Origin of the sequence: Dickeya undicola (genome assembly GCF_000784735.1) — a bacterium.
In the GTDB taxonomy this organism is placed as follows: domain Bacteria; phylum Pseudomonadota; class Gammaproteobacteria; order Enterobacterales; family Enterobacteriaceae; genus Dickeya; species Dickeya undicola.
Genome location: NZ_JSYG01000026.1, coordinates 14,173 through 27,478, shown reverse-complemented (window position 1 = coordinate 27,478; position 13,306 = coordinate 14,173). Strand labels below are relative to the sequence as shown.

14 protein-coding genes are annotated in these 13,306 nt (G+C 54.4%); 3 read left to right on the top strand and 11 right to left on the bottom strand.

Annotated elements, in window-relative coordinates; genetic code table 11:
* Positions 1–62: 62 nt before the first annotated feature.
* The 5 genes from yciH to pgpB all read right to left on the bottom strand — a co-directional run bounded on the left by yciH (position 63) and on the right by pgpB (position 3,764).
* Entirely contained in the window at positions 63–389 is a 327-nt protein-coding gene (gene yciH / locus OB87_RS13050; RefSeq protein ID WP_033569901.1) for a stress response translation initiation inhibitor YciH, read from the bottom strand.
* Positions 389–1,147 (bottom strand): orotidine-5'-phosphate decarboxylase, encoded by a 759-nt coding sequence (pyrF, locus tag OB87_RS13045; protein WP_050515713.1) that lies wholly within the window; start codon positions 1,145–1,147, stop codon positions 389–391. The genes yciH and pyrF overlap by 1 nt, the downstream gene beginning before the upstream one ends.
* 154 nt (positions 1,148–1,301) lie before the next feature.
* The gene (gene lapB, locus OB87_RS13040; RefSeq protein ID WP_033569857.1) at positions 1,302–2,471 is read right to left on the bottom strand and encodes a lipopolysaccharide assembly protein LapB; all 1,170 of its coding nucleotides are present in this window, start codon (positions 2,469–2,471) and stop codon (positions 1,302–1,304) included.
* A gap of 11 nt (positions 2,472–2,482) precedes the next feature.
* The gene (locus tag OB87_RS13035; RefSeq protein ID WP_033569856.1) at positions 2,483–2,791 is read right to left on the bottom strand and encodes a LapA family protein; all 309 of its coding nucleotides are present in this window, start codon (positions 2,789–2,791) and stop codon (positions 2,483–2,485) included.
* A gap of 202 nt (positions 2,792–2,993) precedes the next feature.
* Positions 2,994–3,764 (bottom strand): phosphatidylglycerophosphatase B, encoded by a 771-nt coding sequence (gene pgpB, locus OB87_RS13030; RefSeq protein ID WP_033569855.1) that lies wholly within the window; start codon positions 3,762–3,764, stop codon positions 2,994–2,996.
* Between the two features lie 253 nt (positions 3,765–4,017).
* Here pgpB and ribA point away from each other — a divergent pair, with 253 nt between their 5' ends.
* Entirely contained in the window at positions 4,018–4,611 is a 594-nt protein-coding gene (gene ribA / locus OB87_RS13025; protein WP_033569854.1) for a GTP cyclohydrolase II, read from the top strand.
* Between the two features lie 74 nt (positions 4,612–4,685).
* On the opposite strand, the gene OB87_RS13020 is transcribed toward ribA, so the two are convergent.
* Entirely contained in the window at positions 4,686–6,305 is a 1,620-nt protein-coding gene (locus OB87_RS13020) for an ABC transporter substrate-binding protein (RefSeq protein WP_033569853.1), read from the bottom strand.
* 508 nt (positions 6,306–6,813) lie between these two features.
* Between OB87_RS13020 and gstA the strand changes: the two genes are divergently transcribed.
* Positions 6,814–7,428, top strand: coding sequence for a glutathione transferase GstA (gstA, locus tag OB87_RS13015; protein ID WP_033569852.1), 615 nt, complete (start codon positions 6,814–6,816; stop codon positions 7,426–7,428).
* A 77-nt stretch (positions 7,429–7,505) separates the two neighbouring features.
* Here the strand turns inward: gstA and pdxY are convergent, their stop codons facing one another.
* The 5 genes from pdxY to anmK all read right to left on the bottom strand — a co-directional run bounded on the left by pdxY (position 7,506) and on the right by anmK (position 12,399).
* A complete protein-coding gene (gene pdxY, locus OB87_RS13010) occupies positions 7,506–8,366 on the bottom strand; it encodes a pyridoxal kinase PdxY (RefSeq protein ID WP_033569851.1) in 861 nt (286 codons plus the stop codon).
* A 244-nt stretch (positions 8,367–8,610) separates the two neighbouring features.
* Complete coding sequence (tyrS, locus tag OB87_RS13005) at positions 8,611–9,888, bottom strand: tyrosine--tRNA ligase (RefSeq protein ID WP_033569899.1); 1,278 nt, start codon at positions 9,886–9,888, stop codon at positions 8,611–8,613.
* 136 nt (positions 9,889–10,024) lie between these two features.
* Positions 10,025–10,777 carry a pyridoxamine 5'-phosphate oxidase gene (pdxH, locus tag OB87_RS13000; protein WP_235425276.1) on the bottom strand — a complete coding sequence of 251 codons (753 nt, stop codon included), beginning with the start codon at positions 10,775–10,777 and terminating at the stop codon, positions 10,025–10,027.
* A gap of 97 nt (positions 10,778–10,874) precedes the next feature.
* Complete coding sequence (locus OB87_RS12995; protein ID WP_033569850.1) at positions 10,875–11,180, bottom strand: MliC family protein; 306 nt, start codon at positions 11,178–11,180, stop codon at positions 10,875–10,877.
* A 106-nt stretch (positions 11,181–11,286) separates the two neighbouring features.
* On the bottom strand, positions 11,287–12,399 hold the full coding sequence (gene anmK, locus OB87_RS12990) for an anhydro-N-acetylmuramic acid kinase (RefSeq protein ID WP_033569849.1): 1,113 nt from the start codon (positions 12,397–12,399) through the stop codon (positions 11,287–11,289).
* A 345-nt stretch (positions 12,400–12,744) separates the two neighbouring features.
* Here anmK and OB87_RS12985 point away from each other — a divergent pair, with 345 nt between their 5' ends.
* Positions 12,745–13,212: an outer membrane lipoprotein gene (locus OB87_RS12985; protein WP_033569848.1), complete on the top strand. Its 468-nt coding sequence runs from the start codon at positions 12,745–12,747 to the stop codon at positions 13,210–13,212.
* Positions 13,213–13,306 lie beyond the last annotated feature (94 nt).

Genomic DNA, 13,306 nt, shown 5'->3' with positions numbered 1-13,306 from the left:
AGGCTCCCAAGGGAGCCTGTTCTGTTTCACTCTTCAGTCAGCCTATCGCGGCGCAGCATGACTTAGCCTCCGGCCAGCTTGACCTTCATCCCTTTGGCTTCCAGCAGCAGTTTGAGTTGATCGCGCTTGTCGCCCTGGATTTCGATCACGCCGTCCTTCAGCGCGCCGCCGCAGCCACACTTCTTTTTCAATTCTGCCGCCAGCGTTTCCAACGCCGCATCATCCAGGTCGATACCGGTAATCAGGCACACGCCTTTACCCTTGCGCCCGCTGGTCTGACGCTGAATCCGGACAATACCGTCACCTTTAGGGCGAGCTGCTTTTACAGCGGGTTCATCAATACGCCCGGTTTCGGTGGAATACACCAGACGGCTGTTGTCGTCACGCATCATTGACCTCCCAGCGAAGCCAGAATAGTTTTCAGCGTCTGAGCGGGTTCAGCAGACTGCGTAATCGGGCGACCAATCACCATGTAGTCCACCCCGGCCTGCTGTGCCTGCTGCGGTGTCATGATACGGCGTTGATCACCCGCATCGCTGCCCGCAGGGCGAATTCCGGGCGTCACCAGTCGGAAATCGGCACCGCAGACTTGCTTCAACCGCACGGCTTCATGGGCGGAACAGACCACACCATCCAGACCGCATTGCTGCGTCAGCCGCGCTAGCTTCTCCGCCTGCTCGGCAGGAGACAGGGTGATGCCCAACCCCTGGAGATCCGCGTCATCCATGCTGGTCAGCACCGTCACCGCAATCAGCAACGGCGCGTCGTTGCCGAACGGCGTCAGCGCTTCACGCGCCGCCGTCATCATACGTGCGCCGCCGCTGGCGTGCACATTGACCATCCATACCCCCAGCTCCGCCGCAGCGGCCACGGCTCTGGCCGTGGTATTGGGAATATCGTGGAATTTAAGATCAAGAAACACCTCAAAACCGCGTTGTTGCAAATCTTTGACCAGTTGCGGCCCAAATAAAGTGAACATCTCTTTGCCGACTTTCAACCGACAGTCTTTCGGATCGATGCGATCAACAAAGTCATAGGCCGCACGCTGATCGGCATAATCCAGCGCAACAATTATCGGAGAGCCTGTAACCGTGGTATTCGAAGAGGTGTTTGAGCCGTTCACTGGTGTGATCCCGTCGTTAAGCATGAGTGAGTTAAATCATTTCCGCCGCGCATTCTACCCGCCCCTGCGGGTAAATGCCAAACCACACAATAGCTCAACCGCTGCGCCAGATAGCAGGCTCGATTAGTATGTTGTAACTAATAAGCCAAATAGCAAACCACAACGCACAACGGGGAAGTTATTCCCCATCTAACCCACGGATAGGTTTCACGCTGGCCCAGGTCCGACAGGAAGGACAATGCCAATAGAGCGACTGCGAAGTGAAGCCGCATTTGTGACAGCGATAGCGCGGCTTGGCCTGAATCTGTTCGCCAACCATGTTGCGCAGCACCAGCAAGCTTTCCTTGGCACGACCATCTTCCGCTTCACGCTGGTGGTAATCGATCAAACGATGGAACACCCGCATGGTGGGATGACGCTGCAACTGGCGGGTGACGTAAGTCTGAGCCGATTCGGTACTTTCATACTGTTCCAGCACATCAGCCATCATCAGGTCCGCGGTGGAACCGCTTTTCTCTTCAACACAGCGGCGCAGAAACGCGGCCCAGTTTTCCGGCTGTTGCAGATGACGATAGCACTCCTGCAGCATGGGCAGCGTTTCACTGACCAGCTCCATATCCTGCTCCAACACTTGCTGCAACACGGCTACAGCCTGGGCATAATTTTGCTGCGCCATATAGATGCGCCCCAGCATGATAGACACGCGGGCGCATTGGTTATCTGCGGCGGAGGCCTTTTTCAGCATCGCCATCGCCTTGTCGAGATCATCACTGCCCATCGCCTGTAGCGATTGCTCGCAATAGAAATGGGCGATTTCGCTGCGCAACTGCGTTTTGCCCAGTTTGACCAGTTTTTCGGCGGTGTCGATGGCATTCGGCCAGTCGCTGGTGAACTGATAAATCTGCAGTAGCTGCTGCAACGCACCAACGCGAAAGTCTTCTTCATCCACCAGTTGCTTGAAGATTTCTTCGGCGCGGTCGTACAACCCTGCCACCATGTAATCACGGCCCAGTTGCTGTACCGCCAGCAGCCGCTGTTCAAAACTGAGGGAAGCGCTTTCGGTCTGCGCCTGATGGATGCGGATGGCGCGATCCACCTCGCCGCGCGAGCGAAACAGGTTGCCGAGGGTCAGGTGAGCTTCGAAGGTATTGCTGTCATCTTTGAGCATGTCGAGAAACAGCTCAACGGCCTTATCCTGCTGGTTAGACAGCAGAAAGTTCACCCCAGTGACGTATTCACGTGACAGGCGGTTGGTTTCGTCCTGTCTGTCCTGCTGTGCACTCCTGCGCCCCATATACCAGCCATAGGCGGCGGCAACCGGCAGCAACAGAAACAGCAGTTCTAGCATGGACGCGATCCTTAGTGGGTAGCTGACTCAGCGGAGGGGGCGCTACCAGCACTCTCCGGGGCAGACAGTTGCTGCTCAAGACGTTTGATTTTACGTTGTTCGCGTCCCAGCGCAATGCGCAGGCGCAGATAAAACAGGCCGCAGATCACCCAACCGAGTGCAAAACCGGCGGCAAACAGTGTTGCCAGCAACGTCGACAACCGGTATTCCCCCTGCGCCAGCAGATAGTTGAAGGTAATAACCTGATCGTTATGCGCTCCCAGCGTGATCGATACGATGAATACCGCCAGCACCAGAAAAAAAATCAGCATATATTTCACGTTCGCTTCCTGTGATATCGCCTTAAACGGATGAATTATGCCAAATTTCGGCAGTGAACCCTATTAACTTAACATTTCCTCATCGGGTGGGAAACGCTAACGGGAATAGCAGAGGGAAAAACTGACGGCGACGTGTAGTCAACAAGGTACAGCAGGATGCCAGACAAAGGTCGGCATCCTGCTGCTCGACGAACATGAACGGTCAGGCGTCTGGGTGTGCTGGCCGATGATAGGTTGCGCGCTTCGCCACCGCGGTGGTAAGTAATGGGCCGCACCAGTGCTGCGCCAGCCACACCGCCACCACCGCCAGCGCGGCGCTAATCAGGGTCGCGGTCGCTACATCCTGCGGCCAGTGCATCCCCAACACCAGACGACTGCCGATAACACTGTTCGCCCACAAAAGGGTTAACAAGACCGTAACATAATGGCGTCGTGGCCATAGCAATCCTACCGCCAGCAACGCCCAGATGGCGGCAAACATGGCATGGCCGGACGGGAAAGAATAGTCAGCCTGCTCCTGCCAGTGCTGGCGCTGCCACGACGGTAATTGTGACTCCTGCTGCAATTGCTGTTCCAACAGGCTGGCGCGCGCGCTGGGCGGCAGTGAGTAAAAATAGCGGTCATCCACCTGATGTGCTTGCTCCAGCCAGACCACGAACGGCCGGGCTTCCTGCGTCCAGTTTTTCATGACCGATTTAACGCCCTGCCCCAGTACGACGCTGGCGAGCAGTATCGTTACCAGCACCAACGCCGGGCGAATTCGCATACGTAACAACCAGACAAACCAGGCCGACAGCACGACACTGGTCAGAATGCCCCAAGGGGCCGATACCGTTTCCGTCATCCAGAACAAGGGCTTAAGCCACCACCCCGACACGGTAGGCTGCCACTGCCATCCCGTCGTCCAGACCAACACGGGCAACATCATCAATGATATTGTGCCAATCAGAATGCGTCTGACCAGGTCGTGCATTATTTCTCCCTATAATTCAGCAGGATATTAGAACAAAATTTTCACAATTTTATCAAAAAAGGGGACAGCCGTTGTCAGTATGGCGTAAAATACTTGTCAGTTATGTCAACGACACCACGATTATCCCGAGTCATTCAGCTACCGGTTAGCGAACAACTGACTCCCCTTTCTGGGGGTATAGCCCGGTGACGTCGATACGTAATTCTCTTCCGGTGAGGAGTGGGAATTCATCATTTATGCGTTGGAGATTAACATGCAGCTAAAACGGGTGGCGGAAGCCAAACTACCCACCCCGTGGGGCGATTTCCTGATGGTTGGATTCGAGGAAACAGCGACCGGGCGTGATCACCTGGCGTTGGTTTATGGCGATATTTCCAACCCTGAACCAGTACTGGCCAGAGTACACTCTGAATGTTTGACCGGTGATGCACTGTTTAGCCTGCGTTGTGATTGCGGTTTTCAGTTAGAAGCCGCGCTGAATCACATTGCCGAAGAAGGGCGCGGTGTACTGCTGTATCACCGTCAGGAAGGGCGCAACATCGGGCTGTTGAATAAGATCCGGGCTTATGCCTTACAGGATCAGGGTGCCGACACGGTGGAAGCCAACCACCAACTGGGTTTTGCCGCGGATGAGCGTGACTTCACGCTGTGCGCCGACATGTTCAAGCTGTTGAATGTGGAAGCTGTACGCCTGCTCACCAACAACCCGAAAAAGGTGACGATTCTGAGCGAAGCGGGCATCAACATCGTAGAACGTGTGCCGCTGATTGTCGGCCGTAACCCGAAAAACGAACACTATCTGGCGACCAAAGCAGCCAAAATGGGTCACCTGCTGGACACCAAATAGCCCTCATCATCAAATAAGTATTATCATCCAATACGTTCATCACGCCAGGCGGTCAACCGCCTGGCGTGTCATCATCAATGCTTGATAATGTAAATATCCTTACTGTAGTAATCCCCTTTCAAGTCGGGCTTAAACCCACCGACATACGGCTTCACCATCTGGCTGCGCACGTAGTAGTAAATCGGGATCAACGGCATTTGCTGTTGCAGGATAGTCTCCGCCTGATGATAGAGCGTATTACGTTCGTCCAGTGACGACGCCTTCACCGCCTTATCCAGCACCTCGTCATAGGCTTTATCATTGAATTTGCCGGTGTTGTTGCTGTCGTTGGCGCGCAGGGTATCAAAATAGGTCGACGGTTCGTTATAGTCGGCCCCCCAGGAGCCTCTCACCACCTCAAAGTTACCGATACGCGAGGTATCCAGCAGCGTTTTCCACTCCTGATTCATCAACGTGGCTTGCGCGCCGAGATTCTGCTTCCACATTGACGCGGCGGCGATGGCGATTTTCTGGTGTGATTCGGAGGTGTTGTACAGCAACTGGAATTTCAGCGGATGGCTTTGGTCGTAGCCCGCTTCCTTCAGCAGTTTTTTCGCTTCGGCGTTGCGCTGCTGCTGCGTCCAGCCGGCCCATTCCGGCTGGTTGCTGGTATAACCAGCCATGCCGCGCGGCACATAGTTATACGCCGGCACCTGGCCTTGCCCCAACACCTTGTCGGCAATCACGCTTTTGTCCAGCGCCAGATCCAGCGCACGTCGGACGCGTGGGTCATTGAACGGCGGTTTCTGGGTATTGAAGCGATAAATATAGGTGGAGAGAAACGGCGTGACTTTGACTTCGTTCGGCAGTTCTTCTTTCAGCGATTTGAACAACTGACTGGGCATGGTGTAAGTCGCATCCACTTCACCGGCTTTATAGCGGTTTACTTCAGCGGTGTTGGAGACAATCACCAGATAGGTCACCTTGTTCAGCACGGTGTGGGCATTATCCCAGTAGTTGGGGTTACGCTTAGCGGTGATACGCTCGTTGACCACCCATTCGCTGGGAATAAACGGACCGCTGCCGACAAAATTGGCGGTTTGGGTCCATTTGTCGCCGAATTTCTCAATCGCCGCTTTAGGAACAGTGACCATCACATAATGGTCTACCATCGGCAGGAAATAGGACAACGGCTGATCCAGCGTGACCTGTACGGTCTGTGTGTCCAGCGCCTTGATGCCCAACTCCTGCGGGCTTTTCTTGCCAGCGATGATGTCGGCGGCGTTCACCACATGCATACTGCCAACGTAGCTCTGGTACGGTGACAACGTTTTGGGGTCTATCAGACGCTGCCAGCTGAACACCACGTCATCGGCGGTGATTGGGCTACCGTCAGACCATTTCAGCCCCGGACGCAGATGGAAGGTCCAGACCTGGTTATCTTTGTTTTCCCAGCGATCCGCCAGCCCCGGCACTACGGTGCCATCATCACGCACCGATACCAGTTTTTCGAAAAAATCATGGATAAGGTTGCCTTCCACATCGCTTTCTACTTTATGCGGGTCCAGCGATGCTGGTTCGGAACCGTTGGCACGTACCAGTTCCTGTTTATCCGCCAGTTGCACACCGGCAGGCACCACCGCCGCCTGCACCGAAACCGCAGTAAGGCTCAATACACCGAGTATTGATGCCAGCCAACCCTTGTCTATCGTCATTCCTTGCTCCTCTATAATTTTATTTTATGGATCATGGCATTAGGCCATTATTCACTAATACTGCATCCATAGGTTTAGCACAAGGGACAAGATACAATTCCTATGACTCTTGCCACCATGCAAAAAACATCGTAATGACATCGTGTTACGACAGCGGGCATCGCTTATTTGTAAATAACAAAAGCGGTTACTTAAACATTTGCAACACACTAAATGGCAAGACATTGTTAATAGCACGATAAACTCTGTGCGAAAGTGAATATTCCCGTGATGCAACCGATAACAATAGGAAGGAGACTGTTCAGTCTTGGGCAAGGATGTAAGGAGAAAGCGATGGCCCGGCAGTGCGTTGATTTCACAGCACTCTTATCTTGCGATGCCGCGCACATCTAGCCTCACTGATTTATAGCAATATGATTTACACGATCATGTGAAAACGTTTACCGTTGTTAACACCTTTACCTAACACTGCGACTCACCGCAAAGACGTTTACTGAAGGAATGGCGAATGAAACTCTATTACAAACCGGGAAGTTGCTCACTGTTTTCTCACATTATTCTGCACGAGACCCGGACCAAGTTCACGCTGGTGAACGTCGACCTGCGCACCAAAAAAACCGAACAGGGAGATGATTACCTACAGATCAACCCGAAAGGCATGGTTCCAGCACTGGCGTTGGATGACGGCACCATTCTGACGGAAACCATTGCCATCGCCCTGTATCTGGCGGACAAAGCACCGCAATACAATTTGATCGCACCGTCCAGCACGATTCATCATTATCGCGCTATCGAGTGGCTGGCCTACATCTCTACTGAGCTGCACAAGTCCTTTACGCCTCTGTTCCGCCCCGGTACACCGGAGCTGTACAAAGATTTGCTGAAAAGCTATCTGGAGCAACGCTTCCGCTATCTGAACCAGGTGTTGAGCGAACACGATTATCTGGTGGGCAACCGCTTTGGCGTCGCCGACGCTTACCTGTTCACGATCTGTCGCTGGGCGCACGATCTGAAGTTCGACCTGATTCAGTTCCCGGCGCTGACAGCTTATCTGGATCGTGTCTCCGGGCGGCCTGCGGTGGAAAAAGCGCTGACGGCGGAAGGGCTTGAGGTCAAATACTGACGCCTTGATAGCAGGATACCAAATCGATGAATACAACGGGACGTTATGCCCCGTTGTTGAGCTAATGGCCGTTTAGATTAGAGACGAACGGCCTGGAAGTGATGTCGTGGCTGCACAATGCCATCCTGTGCCGCCACCAGTTGCAGTTCGTACTGTTCCATTTCTTTCGTCACCAGCATCACTTCATAGACCGCTGCGGTGGTATGTTCCAGCGCTTTTTCCGGCGCAACACCTTTCAGCAAATTCACCAGCAGCAAACCGCTGGTCAAATCACCCACACCAACCGGCTGGCGCGGCCCGAAATCCACCAGCGGGCGCTGGATATGCCAGGCATCGTCCGGTGTCACCAGCAGCATCTCAAAGCTGTCCTTACTGGCAGCAGCACGGCTCAAATGTTTGACCAGCACCAGTTTCGGCCCACGCTGGCAAAGTTCTCGACTGGCCTGCACCGCCTCATCCACCGTATGCACGCTGCGACCGCTCAGCAGTTCCAGCTCAGGCAGATTGGGGGCTATCATGTCGCTCGCCAGCAGTGATTGATTACAGTGAAAATCGGTCACGCCCGCCGGTACGATGCAACCTTTCTCTGGTGTCCCCATAACCGGGTCGCAGAAGTAGATGGCGCGCGGATTGGCGGCTTTTACCCGGCGAACCACTTCCAGGATGTGCCCACCCTGCTCCGGCGAGCCGATATACCCACTCAATACCGCATCGCAGTCTTTCAGGTGATCGATATTACTGATGCCTTGAGCAATCTCGGTCAGATGCTCAGCTGGCATCACACAACCGGTCCACTGACCATACTGGGTATGGTTGGAAAATTGCACGGTATTCAACGGCCAGACATTCACGCCCATCCGGCGCATGGGAAACTCCGCCGCGCTGTTACCGGCATGACCGAAAACCACGTGAGACTGAATCGACAGTATATTTTTCATGAAAGTGACTACCCTTGCCTGCTCAAATGCGATGTGCTTGTTGTTATAAAACAGATTGTTATAAAACAGGTTTTATAAAACAGATTGTTATAAAGCCGCTTGCTATAAACCCGCGTATTGCTTTTACTCCGCTGTTCGGCGCGTAACCGATACGGCACTATCCGGTGTTGTCAGCCCGTTTCCCGGCATGGTGGGGAACGTACCTAAAAACAAAGGGAGCCTTTCGCTCCCTTTGGTTGATCAATCAGTCTTTCCAGCAGACCAGGCAATAGTTCTTCTTGCCCCGACGCAGCAGAGTGTAACAGCCGAACAGACGGTCAGCACTCGTGAAGGCGTATTCCGGATCTGACTGCTTCTCGCCGTTGATAGTGATGGCATTGGAAGCGATGGTCTTGCGCGCCTGTCCACGAGAAGGCTGCAATTCGGAATCCACCAGCGCCTGTTGCAAATCAGCGCCTGTCGCCAGCTCAACCATTGGCACGCCGTCCTGTGCCAGCTGCGCGAAATCCGCTTCGGTCAGGTCGCTCAGGTTGCCATTGAACAAGCTCTGGGTGATGCGTTTAGCCGCGATCAATCCCTCTTCACCGTGCACCAGACGGGTCACTTCTTCCGCCAGCACATACTGAGCACGCGGCGCTACACCGCTGTTCTTGTCTTCCTCTTCCAACGCATTAATTGCTTCAAGGTCAAGGAAGGTGAAGAATTTCAGGAACCGGTATACGTCAGCGTCAGCGGTGTTGATCCAGAACTGGTAGAACTTGTACGGACTGGTTTTCTTCGGATCCAGCCACACCGCGCCACTTTCAGTTTTGCCGAACTTGGTGCCGTCAGACTTGGTGATCAACGGAACGGTCAGGCCGAATACTTGTTTCTGATGCAGACGGCGGGTCAGGTCGATCCCAGACGTGATGTTGCCCCACTGGTCGGAGCCGCCAATCTGCAACTCCACGCCGTGCAGCGCGTTCAGCGAGGCGAAGTCATAACCCTGCAGCAGGTTGTAGGAGAATTCGGTGAACGAAATACCTACGTCGTCCCGGTTCAGACGCTGTTTGACTGCTTCTTTGTTGATCATCTGGTTAACGGAGAAGTGCTTGCCGATATCGCGCAGAAACGTCAGCACGTTCATGGAACCGAACCAGTCATAGTTGTTAGCTGCCACGGCGCTGTTGTCACCGCAGTCGAAATCCAGGAACGGCGCGACCTGGCGGCGGATTTTTTCCACCCACTCCTGTACCGTATCTTCGGTATTCAGCTTACGCTCGGCGGCTTTGAAACTCGGATCGCCGATAAGCCCCGTTGCGCCGCCCACCAGCGCCACTGGTTTATGACCGGCCATCTGAAAGCGTTTCAGGCACAGCAGCGGCACCAGATGTCCCAAATGCAAGCTGTCGGCAGTCGGATCAAAGCCGCAATACAGTGCAATTGGCCCCTGCGCCAGTCGCTCTGCTAACGCGCCCTCGTCCGTTACCTGGGCCACCAGGCCCCGCTCTTGCAATTGTTGAATCAGATTGCTTGCCATCAAAGTCTCCATGTATAAACGACTGCACCTTTGCCGGTACACGACTTTTCGCCTCTTTAGCGAAAGAAAATTCCGGGTGACATAGAATAAAGCGCCAACACCGGGAGTGCCAGCGCTTAGCGCAACAAATTACGGTGATTTAGGGGGCCAACCGGTCAATTACCCAGCCATTACCCTCGCGCTGGTACAGAAAACGATCGTGCAGACGGTGTTCACCGCCTTGCCAGAATTCCATCGACTCGATAGTAACGCGGAATCCGCCCCAGAAACTCGGCAGCGGAATTTCACCCTGCTGGAACTTTTGCTTCATCTCGAAGAATTTGCTTTCCAACATACTGCGGGCGGAAATGCGGCTGGACTGTTTGGAAACCCAGGCACCGATCTGGCTGTCACGCGGACGGCTGTGGAAATACTTCATCACGTCCAGCATCGGCAATTTTTCCGCCTTGCCCAGCACGATGACCTGACGCTCCAGCATATGCCAGGGAAACAGCAGGCTGATGCGGGAGTTCACCGCCAGCTGCTGTGCCTTGCGGCTACCCATATTGGTATAGAACACCATGCCTTTTTCATCATAGTGTTTCAGCAGCACAATGCGTTGATAAGGCTGACCCTGCTCGTCGACTGTCGCCACACACATCGCGGTAGGATCCGCCAGTTGCGCTTCGCAGGCCTGCTTTAACCAGCGTTCGAACAGGTCGAGCGGGTTGTCGGTCAGATCGTGGCGACGTAGCCCGCCACGGGTGTACTCGCGCCGTAAATCGGCGATATCGATAGCGGCAGTGTTTTCACCGGAAGTAATTTTTTCACCAGAAATAACGTTTTCACCGGGCGCGATCGCAACGCGGTTTCGGGTGTCAGGGTTGTGCGCGTCATCGTGTTCTGTGGTCATGAGGTCCTGCCGTTGCCTAACCGGGCGAGAAATAGAGAGGACTCATTCTGCGCTCGCCTCACCAAAATCTCAACGCCCGCAACGGCATGGATACGGATTACTTCAACACACAGTCATTGACGATGATTCTGTCGCCCCGCACGATAAACGCCTGATTCCCTTTACTCCAGAAGGCATATCGGTCATCGCTATAACGCGTACCAGATGCAGTGGGCACCTGGGGAAGCGTGTGAGATACACCATCCAGCAGGAAGGTCACGCTGTCACCCTGCGAAGCGGGGGTCAGGGTAACCGTAAGTGGCATAGTGCCGCACTGGTAGTGCAAGGTCTGTGGCTTTGCGGTCGGCATCAGTTGAGCACAGCCGCTTAACAGCACAACACCCGCAATCAGCAGTGGTTTCATTCTATTTTTCTCCTGTTATTAGCGGATTTCGGCATCCCATCCCGATAAATCCAATAACGGAGCAGTCTATCAACAGACCGCTGACGGACCTCTCGGCAAAATCTGATTACACGCTCATCACCGGATAAATGGCACCCAATACGGTTTCGCGACTGGCACCGGTAACGGACGGCAAATTGCCTGGCAACCCCGACAAGGTGCGGAATGCTAGCCAGGCGAATGCCAAGGCTTCCATATCATCACCACGAATGCCGAAGTTGTCGGTGGTACTGACCTCAATACCCGGCAAACGTGCTGACAGTTGGCTCATCAGTAGCGGGTTGCGCGCCCCACCACCACAGACCAGCACACGCTCACAACCGCCGGTCAGCAACACTTGCCCAGCGATGGATTCCGCACTCAACGCCACCAGCGTAGCCTGCACATCTTCCGGCCGCAGACGAGGAAAAGCCGCCAGTTGTCTTTCCAGCCACGCCAGATTGAAATACTCGCGCCCGGTGCTCTTGGGTGCAGGTAGCCCGAAATAGGGGTCGGACAGCATGTGACTCAGCAACGCGTTGTCCACCTGACCGGTTAACGCCCAGGCGGCGTCTTTATCGTACGGCTGCGCCCGGTTGCGCCACACCCAGGCATCCAGCAGCATATTGCCCGGCCCGGTGTCATAACCCTTGACCGGACGCCCCGGCACCAGTACCGAAATGTTAGCGATTCCACCAATATTCAGCACAATTCGTCGCTCTACCGGATGTTGCAACAGGGCGTGATGGAACACAGGCACCAACGGTGCCCCCTGCCCGCCCAATGCCATGTCGCGGCGGCGGAAGTCGCCGACCGTGGTGATCCCCGTCACCGCAGCGATACGGTTGCAATCGCCAATTTGCAGGGTGCAGGGTGCCTCGCCGTCCGGCTCATGCCAGACCGTCTGCCCATGACAACCAATCGCGGTAATCTCACTTGCACTCAACCCAGTCTGGCGCAATAGCGCCTGTACCGCATCGGCAAACAGCGCGCCGAGCCGGGTATCCAGTCGCCCTAATTCGGAGAGTGTCACGGCCTGGCCCTGGTTCATGCTCAATATCGTCTGGCGAATCGTCGGCGGAATCGGGTGGCAATAACTGGCTTGCTGTGCAACGGTGTGCTCATCAATGGCGGCCAGCACCACATCGACACCATCCAGACTGGTGCCGGACATCACACCAATATATCTTCCAGACCTCATCGGATTACCTTTGTTTTGTAAAGTGACCGTCTGTCACGAAATGGCCTCACATGACCAGACGATGCAGGCGCGTTATCGCGATATTGGCTTTAGATTTTGTCTTTTTTGTCAGCCTGATGCCAGCGTAGGTAAAAAAATTGCCATCTGACACAGCTTTTAAGAAAAAGCGTGATTCACAGGGAACTTTATTACGCGTTTATTATCAATTTAAGCGCGCTATTCTATGATTAACATCAATTGAAACAGTAGAATGGTGTGCTCGGCCACACCATGATGTGACAATAGACAATTCGTCGGCTTAGGCTGCGCCCCCGACACAGACACAGCTATAACAGGAGTCTTTCTATGATGAAACGTTTTCTCGTGATCACTTTAGCCGGTATCACTCTGGCTGGTTGTGCCAATACCAGCACCTTGTCAGGAGACGTTTACAGCGCATCCGAAGCCAAGCAGGTTCAGACCGTAACCTACGGCACCGTTGTCTCCACCCGTCCGGTACAGATTCAGGCCGGTGAAGACAGTAACATCATTGGCACCCTCGGCGGTGCAGTGCTGGGCGGGCTGGTCGGTAATACCGTCGGTCGAGGTACTGGCCGAAACCTGGCGACAGCGGCAGGCGCGGTTGCAGGTGGTGTTGCGGGTAATAGCATTGAAGGTGCGGTTAACCGCGTTCAGGGTGTAGAACTGGAGATCCGTAAAGACGACGGCAGCACTATCATGGTGATTCAGAAACAGGGCGATACCAAATTCCACGCGGGACAACGTGTGGCAATGGCCAGCAACGGCCGCGCCATCACCGTCTCTCCGCGTTAAGATTCAATCATCAATCACCACCCACCGGGTGGTGATTGTCTAATGTCATCAATTCGGCTCGATGTATCCAGGTACGCACTATTCACGCCACATA